29 protein-coding genes and 1 pseudogene are annotated in these 25,754 nt (G+C 62.8%); 12 read left to right on the top strand and 18 right to left on the bottom strand.

Annotated features, from left to right (window positions below; all coding sequences use genetic code 11):
• Positions 1 to 195: 195 nt before the first annotated feature.
• The 4 genes from CWO91_RS00635 to CWO91_RS00625 are packed head-to-tail and all read right to left on the bottom strand — an operon-like array spanning position 196 to position 1,874.
• Complete coding sequence (locus CWO91_RS00635) at positions 196 to 567, bottom strand: hypothetical protein (RefSeq protein WP_130211795.1); 372 nt, start codon at positions 565 to 567, stop codon at positions 196 to 198.
• A gap of 23 nt (positions 568 to 590) precedes the next feature.
• The gene (locus CWO91_RS00630) at positions 591 to 1,253 is read right to left on the bottom strand and encodes an SOS response-associated peptidase (protein ID WP_130211794.1); all 663 of its coding nucleotides are present in this window, start codon (positions 1,251 to 1,253) and stop codon (positions 591 to 593) included.
• 9 nt (positions 1,254 to 1,262) lie between these two features.
• Positions 1,263 to 1,418, bottom strand: coding sequence for a hypothetical protein (locus CWO91_RS42610; RefSeq protein ID WP_164939291.1), 156 nt, complete (start codon positions 1,416 to 1,418; stop codon positions 1,263 to 1,265).
• Between the two features lie 42 nt (positions 1,419 to 1,460).
• On the bottom strand, positions 1,461 to 1,874 hold the full coding sequence (locus tag CWO91_RS00625; protein WP_130211801.1) for a hypothetical protein: 414 nt from the start codon (positions 1,872 to 1,874) through the stop codon (positions 1,461 to 1,463).
• A gap of 217 nt (positions 1,875 to 2,091) precedes the next feature.
• Between CWO91_RS00625 and CWO91_RS42605 the strand changes: the two genes are divergently transcribed.
• Entirely contained in the window at positions 2,092 to 2,268 is a 177-nt protein-coding gene (locus CWO91_RS42605) for a hypothetical protein (RefSeq protein WP_165405156.1), read from the top strand.
• A gap of 47 nt (positions 2,269 to 2,315) precedes the next feature.
• Complete coding sequence (locus CWO91_RS00620) at positions 2,316 to 2,927, top strand: hypothetical protein (RefSeq protein ID WP_130211793.1); 612 nt, start codon at positions 2,316 to 2,318, stop codon at positions 2,925 to 2,927.
• A gap of 259 nt (positions 2,928 to 3,186) precedes the next feature.
• Here CWO91_RS00620 and CWO91_RS00615 read toward each other — a convergent pair whose 3' ends face one another.
• Together CWO91_RS00615 and CWO91_RS00605 are read right to left on the bottom strand one after the other, a co-directional pair.
• On the bottom strand, positions 3,187 to 4,080 hold the full coding sequence (locus CWO91_RS00615) for a hypothetical protein (RefSeq protein WP_245471081.1): 894 nt from the start codon (positions 4,078 to 4,080) through the stop codon (positions 3,187 to 3,189).
• 1,832 nt (positions 4,081 to 5,912) lie between these two features.
• Positions 5,913 to 6,320, bottom strand: a complete 408-nt coding sequence (locus tag CWO91_RS00605) for a hypothetical protein (protein ID WP_130211791.1) — start codon at positions 6,318 to 6,320, stop codon at positions 5,913 to 5,915.
• Between the two features lie 302 nt (positions 6,321 to 6,622).
• On the opposite strand from CWO91_RS00605, the gene CWO91_RS00600 reads away from it, so the two are divergent.
• Positions 6,623 to 6,880 carry a DUF2798 domain-containing protein gene (locus CWO91_RS00600; protein WP_130211790.1) on the top strand — a complete coding sequence of 86 codons (258 nt, stop codon included), beginning with the start codon at positions 6,623 to 6,625 and terminating at the stop codon, positions 6,878 to 6,880.
• Positions 6,881 to 6,891: 11 nt separating this feature from the next.
• Here the strand turns inward: CWO91_RS00600 and CWO91_RS00595 are convergent, their stop codons facing one another.
• From CWO91_RS00595 to CWO91_RS00585, 3 genes and pseudogenes are all read right to left on the bottom strand, one after another.
• Positions 6,892 to 8,679, bottom strand: coding sequence for a chloride channel protein (locus tag CWO91_RS00595; protein ID WP_130211789.1), 1,788 nt, complete (start codon positions 8,677 to 8,679; stop codon positions 6,892 to 6,894).
• A 36-nt stretch (positions 8,680 to 8,715) separates the two neighbouring features.
• Positions 8,716 to 8,832, bottom strand: a pseudogene (locus CWO91_RS00590) (class II aldolase/adducin family protein); the annotation flags it as partial.
• A 164-nt stretch (positions 8,833 to 8,996) separates the two neighbouring features.
• Entirely contained in the window at positions 8,997 to 9,623 is a 627-nt protein-coding gene (locus tag CWO91_RS00585; protein ID WP_130211788.1) for a MarC family protein, read from the bottom strand.
• Between the two features lie 86 nt (positions 9,624 to 9,709).
• Between CWO91_RS00585 and CWO91_RS00580 the strand changes: the two genes are divergently transcribed.
• From CWO91_RS00580 to CWO91_RS42600, 5 genes are all read left to right on the top strand, one after another.
• Positions 9,710 to 9,916 (top strand): hypothetical protein, encoded by a 207-nt coding sequence (locus tag CWO91_RS00580; protein WP_130211787.1) that lies wholly within the window; start codon positions 9,710 to 9,712, stop codon positions 9,914 to 9,916.
• 113 nt (positions 9,917 to 10,029) lie between these two features.
• Positions 10,030 to 10,596 carry a ferritin-like domain-containing protein gene (locus CWO91_RS00575; protein ID WP_130211786.1) on the top strand — a complete coding sequence of 189 codons (567 nt, stop codon included), beginning with the start codon at positions 10,030 to 10,032 and terminating at the stop codon, positions 10,594 to 10,596.
• A gap of 153 nt (positions 10,597 to 10,749) precedes the next feature.
• The gene (locus tag CWO91_RS00570; protein WP_130211785.1) at positions 10,750 to 11,133 is read left to right on the top strand and encodes an Hsp20/alpha crystallin family protein; all 384 of its coding nucleotides are present in this window, start codon (positions 10,750 to 10,752) and stop codon (positions 11,131 to 11,133) included.
• 8 nt (positions 11,134 to 11,141) lie between these two features.
• Entirely contained in the window at positions 11,142 to 13,535 is a 2,394-nt protein-coding gene (gene lon, locus CWO91_RS00565) for an endopeptidase La (RefSeq protein ID WP_130211784.1), read from the top strand.
• A 5-nt stretch (positions 13,536 to 13,540) separates the two neighbouring features.
• Positions 13,541 to 13,696 (top strand): hypothetical protein, encoded by a 156-nt coding sequence (locus CWO91_RS42600; RefSeq protein WP_164934584.1) that lies wholly within the window; start codon positions 13,541 to 13,543, stop codon positions 13,694 to 13,696.
• 72 nt (positions 13,697 to 13,768) lie between these two features.
• On the opposite strand, the gene CWO91_RS00560 is transcribed toward CWO91_RS42600, so the two are convergent.
• From CWO91_RS00560 to CWO91_RS00550, 3 genes are all read right to left on the bottom strand, one after another.
• Entirely contained in the window at positions 13,769 to 14,071 is a 303-nt protein-coding gene (locus tag CWO91_RS00560; protein ID WP_084805933.1) for an HU family DNA-binding protein, read from the bottom strand.
• 475 nt (positions 14,072 to 14,546) lie between these two features.
• Entirely contained in the window at positions 14,547 to 15,779 is a 1,233-nt protein-coding gene (locus tag CWO91_RS00555) for an acetyl-CoA C-acetyltransferase (RefSeq protein ID WP_130211783.1), read from the bottom strand.
• Between the two features lie 251 nt (positions 15,780 to 16,030).
• On the bottom strand, positions 16,031 to 17,494 hold the full coding sequence (locus CWO91_RS00550) for a GH1 family beta-glucosidase (protein ID WP_130211782.1): 1,464 nt from the start codon (positions 17,492 to 17,494) through the stop codon (positions 16,031 to 16,033).
• 219 nt (positions 17,495 to 17,713) lie between these two features.
• Here CWO91_RS00550 and CWO91_RS00545 point away from each other — a divergent pair, with 219 nt between their 5' ends.
• On the top strand, positions 17,714 to 19,189 hold the full coding sequence (locus CWO91_RS00545; protein WP_130211781.1) for a sulfatase-like hydrolase/transferase: 1,476 nt from the start codon (positions 17,714 to 17,716) through the stop codon (positions 19,187 to 19,189).
• 209 nt (positions 19,190 to 19,398) lie between these two features.
• On the opposite strand, the gene CWO91_RS00540 is transcribed toward CWO91_RS00545, so the two are convergent.
• From CWO91_RS00540 to CWO91_RS43635, 3 genes are all read right to left on the bottom strand, one after another.
• Positions 19,399 to 19,806 (bottom strand): hypothetical protein, encoded by a 408-nt coding sequence (locus tag CWO91_RS00540; RefSeq protein WP_130211780.1) that lies wholly within the window; start codon positions 19,804 to 19,806, stop codon positions 19,399 to 19,401.
• Between the two features lie 62 nt (positions 19,807 to 19,868).
• Positions 19,869 to 20,036: a hypothetical protein gene (locus tag CWO91_RS42595; protein ID WP_164939438.1), complete on the bottom strand. Its 168-nt coding sequence runs from the start codon at positions 20,034 to 20,036 to the stop codon at positions 19,869 to 19,871.
• A 306-nt stretch (positions 20,037 to 20,342) separates the two neighbouring features.
• On the bottom strand, positions 20,343 to 20,687 hold the full coding sequence (locus CWO91_RS43635) for a hypothetical protein (RefSeq protein ID WP_208752961.1): 345 nt from the start codon (positions 20,685 to 20,687) through the stop codon (positions 20,343 to 20,345).
• 347 nt (positions 20,688 to 21,034) lie between these two features.
• On the opposite strand from CWO91_RS43635, the gene CWO91_RS00530 reads away from it, so the two are divergent.
• The 3 genes from CWO91_RS00530 (at position 21,035) to CWO91_RS00520 (ending at position 21,997) form a co-directional block, all read left to right on the top strand.
• Positions 21,035 to 21,298, top strand: coding sequence for a hypothetical protein (locus tag CWO91_RS00530; protein WP_130211779.1), 264 nt, complete (start codon positions 21,035 to 21,037; stop codon positions 21,296 to 21,298).
• A complete protein-coding gene (locus CWO91_RS00525; protein ID WP_130211778.1) occupies positions 21,295 to 21,591 on the top strand; it encodes a hypothetical protein in 297 nt (98 codons plus the stop codon). Before CWO91_RS00530 ends, CWO91_RS00525 begins: the two co-directional genes overlap by 4 nt.
• Before the next feature lie 127 nt (positions 21,592 to 21,718).
• Entirely contained in the window at positions 21,719 to 21,997 is a 279-nt protein-coding gene (locus CWO91_RS00520; RefSeq protein WP_130211800.1) for a DUF1488 domain-containing protein, read from the top strand.
• 23 nt (positions 21,998 to 22,020) lie between these two features.
• Here CWO91_RS00520 and rpsU read toward each other — a convergent pair whose 3' ends face one another.
• The 3 genes from rpsU to CWO91_RS00500 form a co-directional block, all read right to left on the bottom strand.
• Complete coding sequence (gene rpsU, locus CWO91_RS00515; RefSeq protein WP_027572522.1) at positions 22,021 to 22,296, bottom strand: 30S ribosomal protein S21; 276 nt, start codon at positions 22,294 to 22,296, stop codon at positions 22,021 to 22,023.
• A 510-nt stretch (positions 22,297 to 22,806) separates the two neighbouring features.
• The gene (locus CWO91_RS00505; RefSeq protein ID WP_245471080.1) at positions 22,807 to 23,004 is read right to left on the bottom strand and encodes a hypothetical protein; all 198 of its coding nucleotides are present in this window, start codon (positions 23,002 to 23,004) and stop codon (positions 22,807 to 22,809) included.
• A 156-nt stretch (positions 23,005 to 23,160) separates the two neighbouring features.
• Entirely contained in the window at positions 23,161 to 25,632 is a 2,472-nt protein-coding gene (locus CWO91_RS00500; RefSeq protein WP_208752960.1) for a TonB-dependent receptor, read from the bottom strand.
• Positions 25,633 to 25,754 lie beyond the last annotated feature (122 nt).

The following is a 25,754-nucleotide window of genomic DNA, read 5'->3' as shown; positions in this document are numbered from 1 at the left end:
CTCGGAGGGATCAATCAACGCCATGCGCGCCGCGTTCAGCTCGCCACTGATGGCGAATTCGTCGAACGGCTCCTCCTTGGCGTTGTAGCGCTGAACGATTTCTTCAAGGACACCAGGGACGGAGAGATGGTCTGTCATGTGGTTGCGATCCGCTTTCGTGACGTACTCGCGTGAGAGGTTTGCCTAGACACGATACTATCGGGCCACATCGTCATCTCTTTCCCACGCGGGCGTCGAATAATCGAGGGCAACTTTGCGGCCCTTGAACCATCCCCAGTCGGACGCCTTTGGTTCAAACGGGCAACTATCTTCGCCCGGCTTGTACTCCCAAGCCGTAAAGGCTTGGATGTATTCCACCTCGCTCATCATTTCGGAAAGCGGCCGCGCCGCACGCATGATCAGCAGGGCTCCCTTCGGTGACACCCAGAGGACAGGACACAGAAGCGCGCGGCGGCTCTCGTTCGAATTTCGGTACAGCTTCGCCTCATAAAGATTGCTGTCGCGGCCCCGCTGGTTGCGTGCGAACTTGAAAGCGAGCCGACCGATCACGATAACCGGCGACCGCATGCTTCCGGCTCTCGAAATTCGTATCACGCTGCTGCCTTATCTTCCTTGTCGGTCCCGCGCATGACAATCTTGAGCGCGTCGTCCGGCAGTGGCCGCTGCAGTGCCTTCGCCTCATCCCATGGCGCGCGCATCCAAACGTCGCGCTCCTCGTCGGTGGTCAAGATGACGGGCATGGCTTTGGAGTGGATCGGTGCGACCACGGCATTCGCTTCGGTGGTTAGGAAGCCATAGACCAAATGTGGTCCGGGGATCGGCTTGGATTTGGTGCCACGATCGCCCTTGAACTCGGTCCAGATGCCTGCGAACGCGAACAGTGGGCGATCCTTGTTAAGCGCGAACCACACCACATCCTTTTTCTTGGTCTCGGGGTTAGGCTCGGGCGCGTATTCGGCAAAGCTATTCGCCGGGACCAAGCATCGGTTCTCCGGCTTGAGCCAGCCGCGCCAGTGAGGCGACGACGTGTTGCGGATGTTAGTGACGGGCGGTCCGCCCGTGCGTGGCGGCGGCGGCATGCCCCAGCGCATCGTCACTATCTCGGTGCCCGCCTCGGTGTTGCGGATCACTGGAGCCGGATAGTCAGGAAAGACGCCGGGCATCGGCGCGAGATTGCCGACGTAGCGATTGACGACGCGGAACGGGTTGATAATCGCGGCTTGGTTGGTGGTGATGCTGTACAGGTTGCACATCGGCGACGGCTACGACCAGAACAGTGCGAAGTAGATCACGTACAGCCAGCCCAGAATGCCGTGAATGATCGCCCAGAGGATCGACTTGTTGGTGGTGTAGCTGATGGCGATAGCCAGCGCGCTGCCAAAGCCTATGCCGTATTTCGTGCCCTCTGATCGCACCACGTAGTAGCGGCTCCCGTTCATCGTCGCTCCCTCATCATCATTTCACCTCTCACCCGGCCACCAACTTGATGCCGGATCACTGGCAGAAATCTTGGTAGTTCGCAGCGCGACCAGATGGCTCCGCTTGTAGGGATAGCCGCGCTGCTCCGAGCACAGCTTGCACCGCATGTAGCGCTCCAGCTCATGAACTGGCGTTGACTTCGGCCGCCGCACGATGTCCAGGGCGACGGCCTGATTGGTGTCGCAACCGAGACATCGGACTTCGAGGTAAAGGTAACCTGCATTGAGGGCATCACCGAGCGTCGGCGAAGGCTGCGCCGGTCCTTTGAAGGCCAGCATGCGCTTATTCCACGCATCGCAGGCGAGCCGGTCGGCTTGCCTTCGTACCTCAGCGGCCCGCTCCGCCGCTGCCCGGACCGAAGCGCCGTAAATTGTCTCGCGTGATTTGGTGCCCATTGCGGAGAGAAAATGCGCCAGCCGGCGCGGGACGGGCAAGTCGCTACCCATTGCGGTGGATAACGCGACGGGCACAACGGAGGCGCCCCAAGGGCAGCGGTAAAATCAGGCCGCAAATAATGTTGGAGAATGAATTTTCAAGCAAAACCAATGTTTTACTGCACGCGGCAACGGTGGCTGAACGGGAGGGCACCCAATCCGGTCACAGGAGCACCCCGTGCCAACCCCGAAACCCTTTACGGTTTTTCAGCAGACACCCGGCCAGAACCCGAAACCGCTTTTCGTCATCCACGCCTATTCGATCGAGCAGGCCCGCGCGCTCGTCGCGGCGAAGGTCGCGGGCGAGACCACCGTCGTCGGCCCCGTCTCACGCGACGGAGCAAGCCGGTCATAATCCCCGATACCAAGAACGGCCTTCCCGCGATGGCCTGCGTCAGCGCGATGCAGAAGGCGATCAGACGCAGCATGGAGAAGGAAGCCATGGAGTTCGCGGTCGAACTCATGCACACCTCGAAAGCCTTCCACTCGATGGTCTGCAACAGGCTTGAGGTCATCTGCCACGAGGACCTCGACACGTTGGCAGCTCCGCATGTCTTCCCGTTCGTCACCGCATCGCTCGCGGCATCAAGGGACCGCTACAGCAAATCGATCGGTGAAGCCCGGTTGATGATCGGCAATGTGATCCGCATGATGTGCCGGTCACCAAAGTCCCGCGCGGGCTGCCACTTCGCAGCCGCCATAGGCCTGCGGTCATCGCTGGAGGACTTCGCGCCGACGATTCCGGACTGGGCCAACGACCAGCACACACTCGCCGGTCGCAAGCTTGGTCGCGGGCTCGATCACTTCCGCAAAAGGGGCCAAGCTAGTCCCGCCGCCGACAGCCGCCGACCCTTACGAGGACGAAGCTTACCGGCTGTGGGCCCTCAAGCAGCGAAGCAGGCCGTAAACGTCCGGTCCGGCCTAAGAGCCGACGTAGAATGCAAGTCGCGTTTTGGACCCCAAACGGACATTGACCAATCCTTACAACTCTCTCCCGACGTGTGTGTTCTTTAGTCGCGTTACAGGGACAACGGAAGGTCCTATGGTGGCCGCGACATGATCCACGTCCTCGACATCGATCCGCGCAATGCGCGGCGTTGCTTGCACGCCGGACGGCTCCAAGCAGGAGCTTAGCCGGACGGTAGTCGGTGCCGTCCGGATTATCCCCTTCCTTCATCAAACAGATTTGGTGTGTGGCTGATCGGCCGTAGCCGAAGGAATTGCTTAATCGCCGCGGCCACGTCGGCGCACATCGCAACCGCCCGACTGGCAGCTAATGAATCACTGGCTCACCATAGAAACGACGGTGCAGCTTTTCGCTGACGCCGAAGCTGATTTCCAAGACGAGGCGCGGCGCGCGTTTGGCCAGCGAACCCATATGGAATCCGAAGGGATCCTCGACAAAGCCGAAGCCTTCAGGCCCCGTCAGTTTCACGATCGCGTCGCGACCATAGGTCCGCTCGATCTCCTCCGAGGGGTGGCCGACCATAAGTGTGAACTGGTGTCGCAGGAGGCGCTGCCTGTGGCTGCCCACGACATAGACATGCGGGCCCGAACTTTCGTCTACCGCTTCGATGTAGAAGAAGGACTTGATCATCCTCCAATCATCGAGATCAAAATGAAACCGGTCCTGTGAGGCTAGATGGAGGCCGTAGTCTTTCGCCTTCTTGCTCGGAAAGCTCCACCAGAGCCGCGTCGCGGTGACGCGCGCCTCGCCTCCCAAATAGTTCTGGGCGATCTGCAACAATAGCGGATCCTGCTGGACGCGGCAGGCCGCTTCGCAATCCAGCACGCGTTCGAAGAAGTGGCCTGTGACAATGGCCTTCCCGATCGCAAGCTCGATCGGGCGATGTTCCTCGGCGACCAGCTCAATTTTGCGATCGAAATTGCCGAAACAGGGCGTGCGTCGGGCAAAGGAAGAGATCTGCGACGTGATGTTTGTCGGAAGCCTGACGCCCTGAAATAGCCCGTCTCGCCGCAACTGCTCCGTCACACGCTCGACGCTAAGTTCCGGGAAAAGCGTGTTCGTGAGATCGATGTGCTCGGGTGGAGCGGTAAACTTCCATGCGAGATTGCGGAACAGCATCACGCGGCCCAGCGCAAACATCGGCAACCACCGGGGATTTTCCTTGATGTCGGCTACATACGTCGGCAAACGTTTGAGCATTCGCTGTATTTTTGTGACCATTGTTTGGCTCGCTGTACGCATTACATGGAACCATTACTGCAGCAATGTCCTTCGTTCCAAATTGGGTCAAACCAGGACGCGCTCTGCTACTGCGCGTACACACGATTGAAGCCAATCCAGCACGCCCGCTATCGCATCCAAAGAAATTAAACGGACATGACGTAGGCAGTCCGCTTCGGTGCGAGATATCAATTGTTCTGCTGCGCCAGAGCATCCGGCTATCGGCGGTAGAGCGGACGCGGGACCCGCGGTCGCTTCGACCGCAATCAGACGTCCAGTGCGCCATCCAGATACGAATGCCGCTGGTTATTCTATCAACTTTAAAAAGCAAATAAACTACCTTTAATATCTTTAATTCGGAGGCCGCTCGGCGGAGCGCCACGCTAATGTTGTGGCATCCGCCAGTCGATGCCCTCCAGCAGGTAGCCAAGCTGGGCCGGGGTGATTGTCACCAGAGGGTGCGATTACAGAGGGACGGTCTTCCTTCCGACGGCCATCGCGCGGGCGCCATCACGTCCATCGCGTCATCACTATCGAGCGCGGCATCGCCACGACACGCGACGGCGGCGGCAGGCGGCGCCGCACCGGGAGCGGATGGCATCACGTCATCGGGTATCCGCGTGGAGACGGCCGATATAAGATGCACGCCCGTCTCGGAACTCATATGTCATGCTGACCCGCTTTGCGCTCGCCACCTTTTCAGCCTTGTTGTTCACCAGCAGCGTAACGGCTGAAACCATACTTCACTGTCGCCTATTCGACAGGGACTTCCCTTCCAGCCGAAACGAGAGAAACGAGAGTTGGCTCGTTACGGAAACGCACCTTCTCCAATTGTGCAGTCGATATCAGAGGTGCGATGTGCCAGGGCTGGCTCATAAGAGAATTGTTAGGCGCAGCGCTGATGAGATTTCAGCAACTTGGGACCACCCAATCGAAGGAAGCTACAGCTTTGAAGTGAACACCCGCTCTGGATGGGTCGTCGAAACGGTCGGATCGCGCCTCATCAATGGAAAATGTTTAGTTGTCAGTCACGAGCTGGACGGCGGGCCGCTTCCACCTCACGAAGAGTGGAAAATGAACTGATCGCGTCATTCATCGTCGAGCCCACGCGTCGAAGGCGTCACCATCACGACACGGGGACGGGCGAACGGCGCGAGGCCGTAGGAAGGCCGTACGGCGCGCCGGAAGCGGCAGGGCTAACAGCAACGCCCGGACCGCAGCGGCGGCGGCAAGGTCGCGGAGAGGCCGTTACGGCGACGTCGGAGGGGGCGAAAGGTCACCAGATCGGGCCGCGCCCGCGCATCTGTGAAATAGGGCCTAATAGGGCCCGGCGGGTTTCCGGCGGGCCTTCCGTTTTCCAGCCGCGACCGAGAAGTGCCTTCATTTACAGAGGCTTACGCCGCTTTCCACAGCCCCGAAAAACTGCTTGCAGAAAGGACCACACGGTTTTGCCGTACGCGCGGTTCGCCTGCGCCACAGGGTTCGACGGCGTTGTGCACGTTGCCATCGAAATGCTGGCGTGACGAACCTGACAGCGCCGTCCGTCTGCGCGAAGCTTCAGGGCTCACGGAGAGCAATCCGCCCTGCCCTTAGCTCTCGCGCCTGACGCTGCCGCGTCCACCGCAAGCCCGGCTCTGCGATCATCACGACACATGATCGCCCCTCAAGGGTGAGCCGGGATGAGCTACACATACGCCAATTCCGAATTTCGGTAAAGCGGAATATTTTCGCGAGCTGGGATTGACTGAGGGGCGACACACAGCAAAAAGGGGCGGTGCAAAGCACCACCCCTTTTGGACGAAAACGATCGCTTAATATGGCTGGTAATAGTAGCGCGGGCCGCCGTAATAGGGACCGCCGCCGTAATAGCCCGGGCCGCCGTAGTAAGGACCCGGGCCATAATAATAGCGGTTCTCATAGTACTCGCGGCGCTGGCTCTCGGCGATCGCGCCTCCGATCAGACCGGCCGCCATGCCCATGAAGGCGAGACCTGCGGCGTTCGGCCCGCGTCGATAGTAATGGCGGCGACGGGCAGCGCTGAAATCAGTGACGTCGGAGGAGCCCTGCCCTGCCGTGACACCCTTTGCGGACATCGCCCTGGCCGGTGCTGAGGACGCCGCTGCCGAGGGCGATACGGGGGCTGCGACCATTGCCAGGCTTGCGAACGCGGCCAGGACCATGTTGCGGCGGGCTGCGGAAATCATCGGTCCTTCACTCATTTTGAGCTTCCCCTATTCTCGCCTCTGTTCTCGCCAAAGCGACATAAGCAACGACACGTAACGCGCAAACCACTGAAATGGTTTCCTGATCGCGGCGATCTGCCACGCCTTGAACGATTGTAAACCGAACGATCAGATCCAGCTTGAACCATCCAACCTGAGCGGATAATGAACAGCCGCGCCGTTTTTCGGTCGCCGTAAGCGTGTCACGTGAACCAACGCATCAACCGACGCCGTCGGGATCGATGCCATTTTCGAAGGTTCAACGTGATCGACGCGTCCTTTTCCTCGAAAGAAATCAGATGATTGCGGTTCGTAAACTGCCGGCGCGCTATGCGCCGATCGTGATGCCCTTTGTGCTGTCGATCCTCATGACGGCGGTGGTGTCGGTCATTTCGACGCTGCGAAGCCTCGGCGCAACGCCGGCGTTCCTGGCGATATGGCCCGGCGCCTGGGGCCTGTCATGGCTCGTCGCTTTCCCGACGCTACTCGTGGTGCTGCCGCTGGTCCGCCGGATCGTGGCCTGCCTCGTCGCCGCCCCACCTCAACCAGGCCAATAGCCGGGGCGCCCCTACGACAGCGCCCCCAGCACGCCGCGCGTCGCCTTGTCGATCTCCTCGACATAGCGGCGGCGCGCGAAGTTCTCGGTGAGGAAGCCGACCACCTTGCGGCTGTCGGTGGAATCCACCACCGCCAGCATCTCGGCTTCGGCCTCGTCGAACACCGCCATCGCCGACTTCACGTTCATTTCCGGGATGAGCACGATGTCGATCAGGCGAGCGAGCTCGATCACCTGGATTTCGTCTGCGATGGTGTCGAGATCGCTGGAGTACAGGTCGGGCAGCAGGACGAGGCCGACATATTCGTCCGCATTATTGACGATGACGATACCGGGCCGCGAGCCCAGCGCGAATTCGCGGCGCACGGCCGCGATCGTCGTGGTCGACGGCACCTTGCCGACGTCCGAGCGCATCAGCCGCTCGACGGTGAGGTTGCGCAGCCAGCCGACGTCGTTGGCGCTGCGGATGGTCTCGCCGCGCAGATGCAGGCGCCAGGTCGAGAATGAGTGGCCGAACATGAAGCGGACGCAGATCGAGGTGACGATGCAGCCGGCCAGCACCACGGCGGTGACGTCGACATTGCGCGTCATCTCGAGCACGAGGAACGACATGGTCAAGGGGCCGCCGACGATGGCCACGCCGAGCGTCGCCATGCCGGTCAGCATCGCGACCAGCGGATCGATCACGAAATTCGGGCTGATCAAGAGCAGCACCGCGGCAAAGAACTTGCCGATCAGGCTGCCGACGAACAGCGAGGCGAAGAACAGGCCGCCACGGAAGCCCGAGGCGAGCGAGACCAGGCAGGCCGTCACCTTCAGGGCGATGATCAGCGCGATCAGGCCGATCGTCATGTCGTGAAAGAGATCGAGCACCATGGCGCCGTGGCCGGCGGCCAGCACCTGCGGCGTGACAATCGCGAAGCCGCCGACGATGAGGCCGCCGATCACCGGACGCAGCCAGACCGGCATCCAGGCGAACAGGCGCTCGAACGTCGGCGAGGAGCGCATCACGGCGATGCCGACGCCGCTGGTGACGAGGGCGAGCCCGATCAGGGCCAGGTACTGCTCGACACCGACGGCGCTGACCTTCGGTATCTCCAGCGAGTACGGCGCGCCGCCCAGCCATTGCGCGGTGAGAGCGCCGGCGAGCGAGGCCGCCAGGATCGGGGCGGCACTGCCGACCGAATAGACGCCGACGATCAGCTCACAGGCGTAGAAGGCGCCGGTGATCGGCGCGCCGAACGCCGCCGCGATCGCGGCGGCAGCGCCGCAGCCGACCATCAGGCGCATATCGTTGCGGCGGAGATTGAAGAACTTGCCGAGCAACGCGGCGATACCCGAGCCGATCTGGGTATAGCCGGCTTCGAGGCCGACCGAAGCGCCGCAGCCGTTGGAGATCAAGGTCTGGCTCGACACCACCAGGCTGTCGCGCATCGAGAGATTGCCGCCGCGCAGCGCGTTGGCCTCGATCGGGTCGACCGCGTTCGAGATCTTCATGCGCCGCCGCGACCATTCCATGATGCCGAGCGAGAGTCCGCCGAGCGCCGGCGCGATCAGTGCCGCCCAGGGACTGACGCTCGCATTGGACGAGAGGCGAACATCGACGGGGATGCCGTAGATCACGACGTGCGCGATCTGGGCGATCTCGGCCATCAGCGTCACGATCGCGCCCGCCAGCGTGCCGATCACGAGTGCGAGCGGGATCAGGTAGAACTCGTTGCTGCGCAGCAGGGCACGCAGCCGAACCATGGTGCGGTTCGTCCTCTTGCTATCGATCAGATGTCTGATTCGAACGAACACCTTCTGCCCGCCCTACCCTTCCGACAGGCCGTAGCCGGCCATGCGGACGCTGATATTGCCCGAGGTGCCCTGGTTGATGCCGAGCGCGTTGATGCGGCGGCAGGCGTCGATGATGGCCTGTCTCTTGGCGAACTCGTCCGCTGTCATCGACATCTCGATTCTTCTCGGCTTCTTGGCGATGAACGTCAGAGGGGAAGTACGGCAAAGCAATGTCGCAGTGCAAGCGAAAGCGACCTGATCGGGCGCCATCTTGCCGACGGATCCGCGGCTTCTCGAAATGAACCGTAAAATCAATAAATTAACAGATTGTCGCCCCCCTATGACGGGCTCGCCCGGACGGCTGCAATGCCGTTGATGACGAACTGCACCGAATAGGCGGCGAGCAGCATGCCCAGCACGCGCGAGAGCACGGCATTTCCGGTCCGCCCGAGGGTGCGGGCGATCAGGCTCGCGGAGACGAAGCACAGCATGCAGAGCAGGCAGACCGAGAGCACCACGGCGATGATGATCGCGAGCCTCGCCCCGTAGCCGGCATCGCCCGCCAGCAGCAGCGTGGTCGCGATCGCGCCGGGGCCGGCCATCATGGGAATGGCGAGCGGAAACACCGCGACATCGGAGGCATGCTCGGATGTCGCCTTGTCGGCCTCCCGGGCCTCGCGATGCGGACGGTCACCGAAGATCATCTGGTAGGAGACGCCGAACAGCAGCAGCCCGCCGGCGATCTGGAAGGCGGGAATGCCGATCCCCAGCTGGCGGAGCAGGCCGTTTCCGACCAGCGCGATCACGACCAGGATCGAGGCAGCGATCAGCGGCGCCCGCAACGCGACCGTTCGCTTGATCTTGTCGGGCATGCCGGCGGTGGCGGCCAGGAAGGCCGGCGCAAGGCCGACGGGATCGACCACCAGCAGCAGCGTGACGAAGGCCGACAGGGCGAAATCGATCATGTCTCGGGGGGCTCCGCGGAAGGAACGATGGCAGGCGGACTGACTTAGCCCGGCAGGATCATTTTGGAAATCACTGGAGACGATCAATGAGCGACAGTGGAATCGGAATGCTGCTCGGCCATCTCTCGGCCAACCTGCTCTGGCTCTGGTTCATCGGAGCCTTCCTGCTCGGCGCGGTCCTCGTCTACGGCGTGATGAAGGCCGGACGCCTGCGGCGCAGCGAACGCGCGCAGCTCGACCGTAACACCGAGGCCCGGCAACGGCAGGAGGATCCCTACAAGCGCCCAACCTGAGAGATCGCCGTGAGCGCCGGTTGCAGTTTGGAACTTTCGTTTTTCAAAGGGCTTTGATCGCCTGAGGATTGAGGGAGGCGACGCCTTCCCATGTGACCTCAAGAGGAGGACGTATGGCTAAACGAGCGAAGAAACGCACAACCAAGAAGACCGCGGCGCGCCGACCGCGTCAGGCGCCGAAGATGCTCAGCGACCTGTTCCTGGAGACGCTGAAGGACATCTATTTCGCGGAGAACAAGATCATCAAGACGCTGCCTAAGATGGCCAAGGCCGCGCATTCGAAGGATCTTGCGGCGGCCTTCAACAAGCATCTGCGCGAGACCCAGGGTCAGGTCAAACGTCTCGACCAGGTCTTCAAGATGCTGGGCAAGCCCGCACGTGGCAAGACTTGCGAGGCCATCAACGGCATCACCGACGAGGGCGCCGAGATCATGAAGGCGTTCAAGAACGCCCCTGCCCTCGACGCCGGTCTGCTCGCGGCGGCGCAAGCCGTGGAGCACTACGAAATCTCCCGCTACGGCACGCTGCGGACCTGGGCCGAGGAGCTCGGCATGCAGGACGCGGCGAGGCTGCTCCAGGAGACGTTGGACGAGGAAGAGGCGACCGACCACACGCTGACCGAGCTCGCGACGTCCGTGATCAACCTCGAAGCGGAAGACGAGTACCGCGCGGCGGCCTGAGCCGCACCCGCGCAAGGACGAGACGCCGCGGTCCGGGCCGCGGCGTTTGCCTGTTCGGGATCACACGATGGCGCATGGCACGCCCGCGTCGTCGGGCTGGATTTCCGCGGAACCAGTCCCATATGCAGCCTTTCCCACCGCCGAGTCCGCATCATGCAACCCAAAAATCCCCTCGACTGGATGCTGTCCGAAGCCCTGGACTCGCTGACCCGCGCCGAACGGCTGCGCCAGCAGTTCGGCCGCCAGGAAGCCTGTTGGGAGCCGCCGATCGACGTGCTCGAAACCGAGCATGAGCTCCTGATCCTGGTCGCGCTTCCCGGCGTCAATCCAGACAATGTCGAGACGATGATCCACGACGGCGTGCTCGTCATCTCCGGCCAGCGCACCCTTCCGCCGGAGCTTCGCAACGCCCGCATCCACCGGCTCGAGCTGCCGCAGGGCCGCTTCGAGCGGCGCATCGCGCTCCCCCTTGGCCGCTACGCCATCAGCCGCTTCGTGATGGACGGCTGCGTCGCGCTGCGCCTCGCCAAATCCTGAGGTCGATCATGGCCACCGAACAGATGAATAACGCCCAGACCAATTCCCAAAACAATTCCGACGTGAAGGTCCCCGAAGACGCGCTGATCATCATCCCCGTGCGCGAGATGGTGCTGTTCCCCGGCGCGATCGCGCCGATTTCGATCGGCCGGGCAAAGTCCATCGCCGCCGCACAGCAGGCGCTGCGCGAGCAGCGGCCGGTCGGCATCGTCCTGCAACGCAGCCCCGAGATCGACGAGCCCGGCCCGGACGACCTCTACCGGGTCGCGACCATCGCCAATATCGTGCGCTATATCACCGCGCCCGACGGCACCCACCACATCGTCTGCCAGGGCGTGCAGCGCGCGCGCATCCTCGACTTCCTGCCGGGCACGCCGTTCCCGGCTGCGCGCATCCAGCAGATCCCCGAGCCGACCACGACCTCGCCCGAGATCGAGGCGCGCGCGCTGAACCTGCAGCGCCTGGCCCTCGAGGCGATCGAGCTGCTGCCGCAGGCCCCGCCCGAACTGGCCGCGATGTTCCAGGGCACCAGCGCGCCCGGCGCGCTGGCGGACCTGGCGACCTCGTTCATGGACATCAAGCCGCAGGACAAGCAGGAGGTGCTGGAGACCATCGACCTCGCCTTGCGCGTCGAGAAGGTGTCGAAGCACGTCGCCGAACGGCTGGAGGTGCTGCGCATCAGCAACGAAATCGGCCAGAAGACCCGCGCCAGCTTCGACGAGCGGCAGCGCGAGGCAATCCTGCGCGAGCAGATGGCGACCATCCAGCGCCAGCTCGGCGAAGGCGACGGCAAGGCGGCCGAGGTCGCCGAGCTGACGGCTGCCATCGCCAAGGCCAACATGCCGCCCGAGGCGGATGCGCACGCCAAGAAGGAGCTGCGCCGCTACGAGCGCATGCCGGAGGCCGCCGGCGAAGCCGGCATGGTCCGCACCTATCTCGACTGGCTGATCGAGCTGCCCTGGGCGCTGCCCGCGGAGAAGCCGATCGACATCAAGGAAGCGCGCCGCATCCTCGATGCCGACCATTTCGGCCTGGAGAAGATCAAGAGCCGGATCATCGAATATCTGGCGGTGCGCAAGCTCGCTCCGCAGGGCAAGGCGCCGATCCTGTGCTTCGTCGGCCCGCCCGGCGTCGGCAAGACCTCGCTCGGCCAATCCATCGCACGCGCGATGGATCGTCCCTTCGTACGCGTCAGCTTAGGGGGCGTGCATGACGAGGCGGAGATCCGCGGCCACCGGCGCACCTATATCGGCGCGCTGCCCGGCAACATCATCCAGGGCATCAAGAAGGCGGGCGCACGCAACTGCGTGATGATGCTGGACGAGATCGACAAGATGGGCCGTGGTGTGCAGGGCGATCCTTCCGCCGCGATGCTGGAGGTGCTCGACCCCGAACAGAACGGGACGTTCCGGGACAATTACCTGGGCGTGCCCTTCGACCTATCGCGCGTGGTATTCATCGCGACCGCCAACATGCTGGACCAGATCCCGGGTCCGCTGCTCGACCGCATGGAGCTGATCAGCCTCGCCGGCTACACCGAGGAGGAGAAGCTGGAGATCGCGCGGCGCTACCTGGTGCGGCGCCAGCTGGAGGCCAACGGGCTCTCGGCCGAACAGGCCGAGATCGAGCCGGAGGCGCTGAAGCTGATCGTCAAGGGCTACACCCGCGAGGCCGGCGTGCGTAACCTCGAGCGCGAGATCGGCAAGGTGTTCCGGCATGCCGCGGTGCAGGTCGCCGAGGGCACGGCCGCGAAGGTCGTGGTGAGCCCGAAAGACATCGCCACCGTGCTCGGCCAGCCGCGCTTCGAGGGCGAGATCGCGCTGCGCACCAGCATTCCGGGCGTGGCCACCGGCCTTGCCTGGACGCCGGTCGGCGGCGACATCCTGTTCATCGAGGCCTCGCGCGTGCCCGGCCGGGGCGGGATGATCCTGACTGGCCAGCTCGGCGACGTCATGCGCGAGAGCGTGCAGGCTGCGATGACGCTGGTGAAGAGCAGAGCCACCCAGCTCGGCATCGATCCGCAGCTGTTCGAGAAGAGCGACATCCACGTTCACGTTCCGGCGGGTGCGACCCCGAAGGACGGGCCGAGCGCGGGCGTTGCGATGTTCACGGCGCTGACGTCGCTACTCACCAATCGCACGGTGCGCAGCGACACCGCGATGACCGGCGAGATCTCGCTGCGCGGCCTGGTGCTGCCGGTCGGCGGTATCAAGGAGAAAGTGGTGGCTGCGGCCGCTGCCGGATTGAAGCGCGTGATGCTGCCGGCGCGCAACAAGCGGGATTACGACGACATCCCGAAGAGCGCGCGGGACAACCTCGAATTCATCTGGCTGGAGCGCGTGGACGAAGCCATCGCCGCGGCGCTCGAGCCGGCTGATGCCAAGGTCGAGGCAGCGGAGTGACGGCGATGAGCGGATTGCTGGAAAGAGCGAAGCGATCACGGAAAACGCAGCGGCTGCGCCAGCTGCTCGATCGCGCCATCGACCGGGTTCGCGATGCGCTGGCGGCGCCAGGACCGCGGCTCCAGCCGGTCCCGGTCCGGGTGAAGCGCCGCAAGGGTTGAGCCCTCCGTCTCAGACCCTCGCGGCAGCCCCAAATAAAAGGCCCCCTCCTACCCGAGGGGGCCTTTGCGTTGTCAGGCCACGGCGTCCTTGGCAGCCTTGACCGGGCGGGCGCGGACGATCTTCCGGGCCGGCTTGGCCTTGAACATCATCTCTTCACCCGTGAACGGGTTGGTGCCCTTGCGCGCCTTGGTGGCGGGCTTCTTGATGACCACGAACTTGGCGAAGCCCGGCACCAGGAACAGGCCGTTCTTCTTGAGCTCCTTGTGACCGACGTCGGTCAGCGTCTCCATGACGCTCTTGACGTCGCGCTTGGAAAGCTCGGTGGCGGTCGCAATCTTTTCGATCAGCTGCGATTTGGACATTTGGGTTGGCATCGTGTCTCCTCTGATTCGTTGCCGGTTGCATATTAGACCAAGCGGCGAAGGCCTATAGCCTTCTGCACAGTTTTATCGCGCTTTTACGGGCTTTTTTGGCCCTCTGTGACAAAAAACCCTGCATTTTAGCTGCTTCCGGAGCGAAAGGAGCCTCAGGCAGCGGTTTTTGCCTTGTTTCAAAGGCCCGCAAGCCACCTTGCTAAAGCTGATTCGATGCTTTCGACAAGCGACGACCGGCCTCTTTGCCGGAGGCCGGTCGCGATTCACCCTGAAAAATAAGGGCTAGATCGTTGTGTTGCCGCCATCGCAGTTGCTCTCCCTCTCCCCGTTCTTACGGGGAGAGGGTTGGGGTGAGGGGCTGCTTCCGCGATCAAGGTGACAGTCGGACGCACGGAGAGTCCCCCTCACCCGGATTGCATCTGACGATGCAATCCGACCTCTCCCCGCAAGCGGGGAGAGGTGAGAGAGAGTGAAGCTAGATGCGCTCGATGATGACCGCCGGCGCCATGCCGCCGGCCGCGCACATGGTGACGAGACCGCGCTTGAGGTCGCGCCGTTCGAGCTCGTCGAGCACGGTGCCGATCAGGATCGCGCCGGTCGCGCCGATGGGATGGCCGAGCGCGATCGAGCCGCCATTGACGTTGACCTTGGCGCGGTCGAGCTTGAGATCACGGATGTATTTTTCCGCAACCACAGCAAAGGCCTCGTTGATCTCGAACAGGTCGATGTCGTCGATGGTCAGCCCGGCCTTCGCCAGCACCTTGCGCGTCGCCGGTACCGGCGCGTTCAGCATCAGAGTCGGCGAGTCCCCCATGTTCGCCATCGCCACCACGCGGGCGCGCGGCTTGAGGCCATGCGCCTTGGCGTAGGCCGGCGAGGCCAGCAGGATCGCGGCGGCGCCGTCGACGACGCCGGACGAGTTGCCGGCGTGGTGCACGAAGTCGATCTTCAGATCGGGGTATTTCTGCAGGATCAGGCCGCGATAGGTCGTGCCCTTGTCGTCGAGCGCGTAGTCGGCGATCGCCGGAAACGCCGGCTTCAGGCTGCTCAGACCCTCCATCGTGGTCTGCGGGCGCGGATATTCTTCATGGTCGAGCGCAAGGCTGCCGTCCTCGCGGTGGACGGGCACGAGACTCTTCTTGAAGTGGCCGTTCGCCATGGCATGCGCCGCACGTTTCTGGCTCTCCAGCCCGAGCGCGTCGACGTCCTGCCGCGTGATGCCTTCCAGCGTCGCGATCGCGTCCGCACAGACGCCCTGATGCGACTGCGGGTGCCGCGCGCGCAGGCGCAGATTGCCGTTGTCCATCATCATCGGACCGCCGCCGCGGCGTCCCTCCATCGACATCATCTCGCAGCCGCCGGCGATGACGAGGTCTTCGGCGCCCGCCATGATCGAGCTCGCGGCCATGTTGACGCTGGTGATGCCGGAGCCGCAGAAACGGTCGAGCGTCACCGCACTCGCGCGCACGTCGTAGCCGGCATCGAGCGCCGACATCCGGCCGAGATCGCCGCTTTGCGTTGCGACCTGCGCGCTGCAGCCCCAGACGATGTCATCGACATCGGCGGTGTCGATGCCGGTGCGGTCGGCGAGCGCGCGCAGCACGGTTGCGCCGAGCTGCTGCGGATGAATGCCCGAGAGGGCTCCCTTGCCGGCCTTGCCGATGCCGCGTGGGGTGCGGCAGGCATCGATGATCAGCGCGTCAACCATTGGCGTTGTCCTCTTATTGTTGGGTGTTGGGGACGGTTCTGAATAAGGGGGAGAGGAGAGTCAATGCGTGGTGGCTCGCCTCGCCTCTCCCCGCTTGCGGGGAGAGGCCGGATTTTACGCGCAGCGGAAAATCCGGGTGAGGGGGAGCTTCAGCAAGGGCGGTGACAGATGGACTCGCGGAGAGTCCCCTCACCCGGAATTTGCTGTCGCAAATTCCGGCCTCTCCCCGTAGGCGGGGAGAGGCGAAGACATCACACCCCCGCCGCGTTGGTCGCGATCACGTTGCGATAGAAGCTGGCGCTGAGCTTTGGGGTGCGGACCTGGGTGTCGAAATTGACGTGGTAGAGGCCGAAGCGCTTGTTCAGCCCGTACACCCATTCGAAATTGTCCATCAGGCTCCAGAGGAAGTAGCCGCGCACCGGCACGCCCTCACTGGTGGCGCGCTGGAGCTGGGCGAGATAGTTGCGCAGATACATGATGCGGTCGGTGTCATAGATCTTGCCGTCGGGCCTCACGACGTCGTCGCCGGAGGTGCCGTTCTCGCTGATATAGATCGCGTCCGTCTTCCAGATCTTGGCAGCCAGCTTCGGCACCCAATAGATCGTCTCGGGTCCGACGCGCAGCCAGTCCGAATTCATGTGCGGGAACGATTTCGGGATCGGCAGCGGCATGAAGCCGGCACCCTGGTCGGAGGCCACCACGTAGTTCTGCGGCGCGTAGATGTTGAGGCCGAGGAAATCAACCGGCGAGGATATGATCTTCAGCTCCGCATCGGTGTATTTCGGCGCGTTGGCCCCCGCGAATTTCAGGAACGCCTCGGTATACTGGCCCGTCATGATGACGTTGAGATAGCCGCCATTCATCTCACGCAGCGCGATCTCGGCGGCGCGGACGTTCTCCGGCGTGTCGATCGCGGGCGCGCAGGCATCGATATTCTCGGCCGGTCCCACCCTGGTGCCGTGGCGGCCATGGGCGCGCACGGCCTGCACCGCGAGCCCGTGCGCGAGCGCGCTGTTGTGCCTGATCTGGTTGATCTCGGCTTGCGGCAGCGTCAGGCCCGGCGCGTCGATGCCAATGCCGTAACCGAAATAAACGAAGCGGCCGCTCTCGTTCAGCGTGAACACGTTCTTGACCCGGTCGGTCAGATGCTCGGCGACATAGGCCGCATAGTCGCCGAAGATCTTGCAGGTCTCGGTCGAGCGCCAGCCGCCGAAGCGATCCTGAAGCGATTGCGGCAGGTCCCAATGATAGAGCGTCAGCCACGGCTCGATGCCGTTCTTGAGGAGCTCGTCGACGAGCCGGTTGTAGAAGTCGAGCCCTTTCGGGTTCGGCTTGCCATCGCCATCCGGAAACACCCGCGGCCAGGCGACCGAAAAGCGATAGGCCTTGCAGCCGAGCTCCTTGATGAGCGCGATATCTTCCTTGTAGCGGTGATAATGCTCATTGGCGCGGTCGCCGGTAGTGCCGTCCTCGATCTTGCCGGGGACGCGCACGAACTTGTCCCAGATCGAAGCCCCTCGCCCGTCCTCGTTGACCGCGCCCTCGACCTGATAGGACGAGGTCGCCGTGCCCCAGACAAAGCCCGCCGGAAAGCCGGTGCCGGCGCGCGGCGGCGGTGCCGGGTTGACCTCGACCGCCCCAACGGGATTTGCGATTCCGGCTGCGGACAGCCCCGCGATTTTCGCGAATTGGCGACGCGAGACCTTGTCCGACATTGATGCTGCCTCCTGAGATGGTTTGGGCCAGACGCCCGACGCTTCGGCGCGGACGCTCAGGCATTATGTCCGGCTTCGACGTCCTGGAAAGTCGGCAAGCCGGGGCCGCCTCCACATAGTTAACTCATTCAACGCCTTTTCCGCAGCGCAATTAATCTAGGCTTCAGGTCTCGCCTATAGGCTGCACTCAGAAAAAACAGTCCCTTTTTGGTTGCGAAAATGCCTCCATCGTCAATTGCCGCCAATCCGCGACAGGCCGCGCAAGGTCGCGAAAAGTGGTCCACGTTCTTTGGCACGCTCGATTCGCCCAACGTGCGGCTCCTCGCGGGCGGGCTGCTGATACCAAACCTAATCTCGCTGGCAACGATGGCTTCATTGGTCGATATCGGCTTGCCGCCGCGGACCATCGCTATCGCTCTCTATGCCAGCATTGCCATCCTGGCGCGGCGTATTCCCTTCATGCTCACGGTCGCGCTGTTTCTTGCCGTGCTCACCTTCGACGTTGTGCAAACGTTGTCTCTCATGTTCGGCATCGGGCTGAGTGACCTAATGGCAGCTGTCGACCACGCGAGGCGCATCAATTTCTTCGCCTCACCGCTTTATTTCGCTTTGATCGTCACACTCGTCACAACCACGGGCATAAGCCTGGCATGCTTAAGGCCGCGCGCCATGCTTATGAACGCGAACATACCGGTTCTCTTCTTCTTGGCACAGGCGTTCAGCGTGCTCGACTATGTCAGCAACGCGTCGCCACACTACCATTTCGGCTCCACGATGGGACGCAACGAGCCGATGCAATCCGCTGCTGAGGTGTCGGGTTTTAGGCAGGCAGCCGGGGCCGACGGAAATAACGTCGTCCTGGTGATCGTCGAGAGCTTGGGCTACCTGAAGGACCAGAACGCCCGAACGCGCATAGCGGAACCCCTGTATGATCAAAATCTGACCAGGGACTACACCATCACCTCCGGAAAAACGGTCTATTTCGGTTCGACGACATCGGGCGAGATGCGGGAACTATGCAATACGCGCACATTCTACACAGAGTACGTTCAGAATGACACTAACACCTGCCTGCCGGATCTGCTGGCCGCGCAAGGGTATAGCAACATCGCCGTGCACGGCTTCGCTGGAGGTATGTTCGAACGTGAGCAGTGGTATCCGACAATCGGCTTCGACCAGGAACTCTTCCGCGACGAGCTGGTCAAAACGACCCATCGCGTATGCGGCAGCGCCTTCGCCGGCGCGTGCGATGCAGATCTTGCGCCCGTGATTTCTGCGGCCTCCCGCGAAGCGGGAAAGCAAGGCAAGCCACGCTTCATCTATTGGCTCACATTGAATACTCATATTCCGGTCGCGCCTGGTCAAGCTCTGACGGATTTTCATTGCGAGACCGACGGCGACGTCTTCGGTCGACCCAAGGTTTGCAGGATGGCCGAACTTTGGCATGACGTATTTGCCGTCGTCGCAAAGATTGCGCGCGACCCAGCCGTGGCGCCGGCCGACATCCTGGTGGTCGGCGACCATGCTCCGCCGTTCTGGTCGAGGCATGACCGCGCCCAATTCGAGCCCGGTCAGGTGGCTTGGTACAGGCTCCAGCCCCGGCGAGCGTCTCCTCTGCCGATGCGGGACGCTCGCAACCAACAGCGAGCATCGACAGACGACGCGGCAAGTCTAAGCTTCGTCAATCCGCGATGATTGATTTTCATAATGTCAACGGACGTGCGGCCGATCGCAGCCGAGCGGATAGCAGTCGAAGTGCGCAATGACCGAGCACCGGTATTGCGCATGTCTGTCGCTCTCGTCCTCGAAGATCTGTAAAGTGGCTTCACGCCCTCAAGGCTGTCCCGCTGCCGTTTGCCGCTATCAGCCCGGGTAGCGGAGGCCAGCGCGATGCCTCTCCTCGCTCAGCGCGAGCGCTTCGGCAACTTCGGCAGCTTGTCGGGATTGAACGCCGGCATCTGCTCGGTTCGTTCAGGTGCCGGTGGCTGCTTTTCGGTCAGGATGAGCGTTCCCTGGAGGACCATTCCCGGGACTTGCACGGCCGTCGCAGTGTAGGTCGCGATCTTGCCGGGGCAGTTTCCTTCGATGGTCAGCGTCAGCTCATCGTCGTTGCCGAACACCGTCGCGCGGCCGTCGGTATGACGCTTCGTCGATACGGTGGCGGTGAAGCGATCTCCATCGACCTGACAGGAGCCATGATACGTCATCAGGCTGTCGCGGCCCCAGATCTGTCCGTCTGCGACATGGACGATGCCGGTACCCTGGTCGAGCGGCGTGTTGTACCACGCCGCGTAAGTGCCGTCCTTCAGCATGGGAGCCGTCTCCCCCTGGTATTCCCAAGCGGATAGTCCGCATCATTAGCGCTAAGAAAGCGTTAATCGCGCGGCCCGTGCCAATCCGGTCGGTCCTTCCGCAGCTCGGCTTCAAGCTCCTCGATGATGCTGTGAAGCAGACACGCGGCGAGCGGATCTGTCACTTCCCGCTCCAGGCGCCTGTAACGCGCGATCTGGAATTCCTGCTCTTTCAACTGGTGCTCTGTCATCAGACGGGCCCTCCGACGAACCGACGCAGAGATGGCCAGGGAGTTTCGTTAAAATTTTCGGATCATTTGCGATGGTTTCTGCTTGGTTAAACGAGCAATGCGGCGGCGAGGAATTCAGGGTGCAGCCGATCTCGTGCCATCCGCCCGATCGCCGGAGGGCCGGCCTCGTTCAATCAAGCCATGTCGCTTGGAAAAGCAGACGTGGAACGCCGACGCGCCGTCCGCTACGGACGAACAGGCGACATCAAAGCTGCCGGTTGGGAGGATCAATTCGGGCGCGCCTCGAACGCTCGGCTTCGTTCCTCGCTACTTCTTTTTCACCGCCCCGAAATCCGGCTGCCAAGCGACTTCCTTGCGGCTCGGCGCCGCGGCGATCACCTTGGCTTTTTCCTTCTTCGGCTTCTTGGCTTCGCGATTGCCGCGTTGCTGGCCCTTCGCCATGTCGCTCTCCTTTGGTGGTTTGAGTTCGTCGAGTTCGTTCGACTGCAGCACCCGTCCACGCGGAGTGCAGACCCTGACGTCCATGTAGCCTTCGCGCAGCAGTTTTCGCGCGAGCCGCAGCGCGACCGTTGCACTGCCGCGGCCGACATTGGAGCTTCCGTATTCTTTGGTCCCACTGACCAGATACGGCACGCGGGTTGCCCTAGCCATTGAGGATGGCAGCTCCACACACGAGAAGCAGCAAAAACAACGGAACGATCACCGGCGGCACGATCCATTCCGAGATGCGAACACGAGACATCGAATGCTCCTGCGAGGCCTTCGGCGGGAGCACACGTGACCCTCAGTCACCGGTCGAAGCCGTTGAGATGTGCGGTGATGGCGGCGAGCCTACGCCCGTGCCGAGCCAATAGCGAGCGTTAAATGCCGCACGGGCGACGGCTGTGACATCTTCGTTTGCCGGCGGGTCACGATAGCGCTGGCTATTGCCGCGCGAAGGGCGCATGGTCGCGACAGCCAGCATCGGTTGGGGCTTCACTTGCGAAAGGCAGGCGTGCATGACCATCCGTTCGCGGCGAGAAACCGTCAACTTCAAGCATCCGTTCCGCATCCGCGGCATCGAGCGCGTCTTGCCGGCCGGCGCCTATGAGGTCGTCACCGACGAGGAGACGATCGAGGGCCTGACCTTCTCGGCCTATCGCCGCATTGCCACGATGATCACCGTGCCCGCCGAAGGCGCTTGCGGCACCACGGAGATGCTGTCGATCGCCTCGATCGATCTTGCGAACGCGCAAGCCGCGGATGCGAGCATCCGCCCATGACTGACCACACTGTCGATCTCGACAAGCATCGCGGCATGGCCGCGCAGAAGGCGACCGACCTGCGCCGCGCGTTAGCTGACGTCGAGGCCAATCTCCGCGAGCTGCGCGAGCGCGAAGCCGATCTCGAAAACCGCATGATGACGGTGCCTGCCGCGTCCTGGCCGGAGGCGGCAGTGAAGGCGCGCCATCTGCTCAACCTCTATGCTGCGAGTCTGCCTGCCGAGGATACGCGCCATCGCGCGCTGGTGGCAGCACTGTTCGACGATTTCGCCCGGCTCTCGGGGGAGGGCTGAGGCGAACGACGGCCGCCTGCATTCGCGACGCGTGCCATGCTCGGGCGACCGGGAAGCGGGCGGCCCGTCGCGGGCGATGATTGGAGGCACGATCGTGCCGGGTCGCAATCAGGTAACGGAGCAAGCCATGACATTGACCAGCGGCCGCTTTATCAGCCACGAATACGACCGGATGATCGTCCGGTTCTCGATGCATGACGGTGCCAGGGAGATTCCTTGCGCGATCTCCACCTCTGCGATGGACTATCTCGAGCGCGGGCCGCAAGTCCGACCCGAGCAGCGGGAAGCCCAATTCACGCGCCTGCGGGATCGCATCGAAGCTCGAGCGGCCAGCAAATATCGCGCGACAGAGTTCGAAGGCACGCCGCCGGGCATTGTGCTGCGAGGCATCGATTTCAGACCATAGCCCGACGGCAATGACGGCGCTCTCTATTCCGCCCGTGCCTTGATCTCGGGCAAGGGTGGCTTGCGCTCAAACGGTTTCTTTTTCGGCGGCGCGGGCAGCAAGCCCTCTCGGATCGCCTGCTTCCGAGCGAGCTTGCGGGCCCGGCGAATGGCTTCAGATTTCTCGCGGGTCTTTCTCTCGGACGGCTTTTCGTAGGAACGCCGCTGCTTCATTTCCCGGAAGACGCCCTCGCGTTGCATCTTCTTCTTGAGAACACGAAGTGCCTGCTCGACGTTGTTGTCTCTGACAAGTACGTGCAATTGATCTTCCTCGCTCAGGGCTGCGGATGCGACACGTCCTGCTGGCAGCCAATTGCGCAGGAGCTTCATTGCGACTTTTGAGGATAGTGGCGGCGACATTCGTCGCGGCTGAGCCGATCTGCTTGTCACAGCGATGCAGCTTGGTGGCATCCACGTGACCACTCTCGTCCAGCGCTGTCAATCGATAACGTCTTGCGTGCATGTCGACAGAGGCGCGCGAAGCGCCTCGAATAGCTTTGCCGGCGCCCAAGAAGCGTTCAAGACGCCGGCGCGAAAATTGCCTTTAAGGCCAACGACGAAACTTAAAGGGGCCGATCACATGCCGAAAAGTGCAGATCGTGCCTAGAATCAAGCCAGACTGCGGAATCATCACTTTCTTGCTCGCGTCCGGCGCAAATCGGCAGACGTGCCGGCTCGCGACGACATTCAACACGCAGAAGCAGGCCTTCAGCTATCTCCAGAAGCATCGAACGGAGTTCGAGCGCATGGCGCGGGCGCGACATTGTTCTGTCAGGGCTTCAAGGGCTTTTGATCCCAGGGGCGCTTGCCGTCGGCGTCACGATCCCAAGGCCGCGTTGTGGGCGCACTCTTCTCGGCCTCGGCCGCTTTCGCGCGGTCAACCTTAACCTGTTCGCGATCGGTAAGCGGCGGCTTTTGAGTGGAGCTGACTTGAGCGAGGACCGGAAATGTGGTGACCAGCGCGACCATAAGGAATTTCATCATCCCCGTGTTTAGCACTGATATCCGAACGCGTCCGATTTAGTTTGCCGAAGCTCACGCGTCTGCTTTGGATAAAGCAGACATGACGCAGCGCCGGTGCGAGTCCGCCTCAGGCCGTAGCGGAAGGCAGTGCGCCGAGCACGCCTAGAACGTCACCCGCATGCCTGCATAGAACGCCCTTGGCCGTGCCGGGCTGAGCGAGCGCGGGTCGGTGAATTCTGCGCCGCCATTGGTGAAGTTGGGCAAGGCTTCGCGGTCGAAGAACTGGCCGTAGGTCGCGTAACGCTTGTCGAAGATGTTGTCGACGCGGCCGTAGAGCTGGACGTTCTTCGTCACCTGGTAGGAGGTGTGGAGATTGAAGACCGTATAAGAAGGCAGCTTCGCATATTGGTTGGACTCGTCGCCGACCAGATACTGGCTGGAGACGAACAGCGCGTTGCCGCCGACCTTCCAGACGTCGGTCACGGCGTAGTCGACGCCGACCTTGACGCGGTGGCGCGGGATCGCGGGGATTTGGTTGCCGGGCGAGACCTGGATGGTCTCGGTGACAGGATCCCTGAACGGGCTCTCCGAGCCGAGTTCCAGCGGGTCAAGGAAGCGCGCGTCGAGGAAGGCGTAGCTCGCCTGAAACTGGAGCGTGGGAGACTTGATGTTGACTTCGGCTTCGAACCCCTGCCGGCGCGTCCGGCCGACATTGGAAAAATAGCCGAAGCCGGTACGCCCGACGGCGGGTACCGCGACAATGTCGTCATAGTTGGTGGCGCGGAAGCCGCCGATCTTCCAGCCGAGCGTGCCGATGTTCAGCTCCTTGGTACCGCGCAGGCCCGCTTCCACGGTCTTCGACACGACCTGCTTCAGCGGCGGGTCGGAGACGAGAAACGCCGCAAGCAGGCAGGGACGGGCTGGATCGGCACAACCGAGCTCGAGCGGCGTCGGCACGCGATTGGCCTCGGAATAGCCGGCATAGGCGGTCAGCTCGGGCGTGATCTTGTAGGTGCCGCCGATCACCGGATTGAACCGGGTGAAGGTGTGATCGCCGTTGAGGTTGGTCCCGAGCTGATCTTCCAGCGTGATGCGCGCCACGTTGAAGCGGCCGCCGCCGGTGACGGCGAAGGCGTCCGTGACGTTGAACGTATCCATCGCGTAGATGCCGTTATACTGGTTGACGGTCCGCAGCGAGACAGGACCGGCAACCGGGTCTGGCGTGCCGGTCGCTCCCAAGAAGACGCCGCTGCCGCTGACGACGTAGTTTTCTCCGATCGAGCCGATCTCGGCGGTCGCAGTATAGCGCGTGACACTGGCGTCGTAGGTTGCGCCCATCACGAAGCGGTTGTCGTGGCCGAACAGTTGATCGGTGTTGGTGGCCTGCCCCGACACGCCGAGGGTGGTCGACCTTATCGTGCTCCGGTCGATCTCGCCGAGGATAGTCCCCGAAGCAAAGGGATTGGCGAGCTGAAGACCGTTCGTGCCGTTCGCCGGCGTCGTATCGTCGCCGAAGCACAGCAGCCCTGCAATGGCACATTCCTGCACATCGGTCGGATTGCCATCGACGAGCTTCTGCTCGTAGCGGCGCACATGGGCGGTGCCTTCGAGCGTCCAGGTCGGCGTCGCATCGACCTTGCCGGTGAGGTTGAGATAGCCGACGCGATTGCTCGTGGTCTGCGGTGTGGTGTAGGTCGCGCCCCAATATTTGTCGAGCAGTTCGGCCGGAACGGTGGCGCTGGCGCCGAAATCGTTCTTGGCGACGCCCATGTTGGCGTGGAATTCACTGTCGCCCGCCTTGTAGCCGACATCGCCGTAGAAGCGCCGCACGTCCGATCGGGAGAAATTGCGGAAACCGTTGTCGTGCAAGCCTTCGAGCGCGGCATAGACGCCAAAATTCTTGTCGACCTGCTTGCCCCATTGCGCCGCGCCTTGGATGCGGCCGAACGAGCCGCCCATGACATCGAGCTCCGCACCCTGATAGGTGAAGCCGTCCTTCATCTGCAGATTGATGGCGCCGCCCAGCGCGTTGAGGCCGAAAGCGGGGTTGTTGGTCACCAGCGTCACCGACCTGATCGCGGCGGTGGGGATCAGGTCCCAATTGACGGCGTCGGAGAAGGCTTCGTTGATGCGGACACCGTTCTGGTACACGGCAAGGCCTTGCGGCGTGCCGGTGACGGGGGAAGCGACAAAGCCGCGGAACTCGACGTCGGGCTGAAACGGATTGCCTGTGACTTCGCTGATGTTGACGCCGGCGATGTTGTCGCGCAGCGCATCGGTGACGTTCAGCGAGCCGGTGCGCTTGATCTGGCTGGCATCGACGGCATTGACCGCCGACGGGACCTTGTCGACATCGAGACCCCGGCCGGTGCCCGGCGCGGTCGGATAGACGTAAATGCGTGTCCTGGGGCTCGCGGACGACGGCGCCCCCACCCGCGCGACCGGTCGCGACGGCGCAGTGCGCCTCGCCGTCGATGGCGGTGGTGCGGTCACCTCGACCGGCGGCAGGTTCTGAACGTTGGTCTCCTCGTCCTGCGCCGCCCCGGCAGGGCCTGCAAAGACCAATCCCGACATCAGCCCCGTCGACAGCGAGGCCATCAACAAACGACGCTTGAACCAAAGACCCTTGCCCATCCCCGCCTTCCCATCCGTGACCACCGGCTGTTTTGATTTTCGCCGTTTGGTCGAGACGAGTTTATTCGGCCGCGATGGGTGCGCCAGCCACAAAAGATCGGGAGATATCCGCACCCGTTTTC

Origin of the sequence: Bradyrhizobium genosp. SA-3 (assembly GCF_004212635.1) — a bacterium.
Classification (GTDB): Bacteria; Pseudomonadota; Alphaproteobacteria; order Rhizobiales; family Xanthobacteraceae; genus Bradyrhizobium.
Note: the sequence above shows the minus strand (reverse complement) of the source record. Positions and strands in the feature narration are given on the sequence as shown.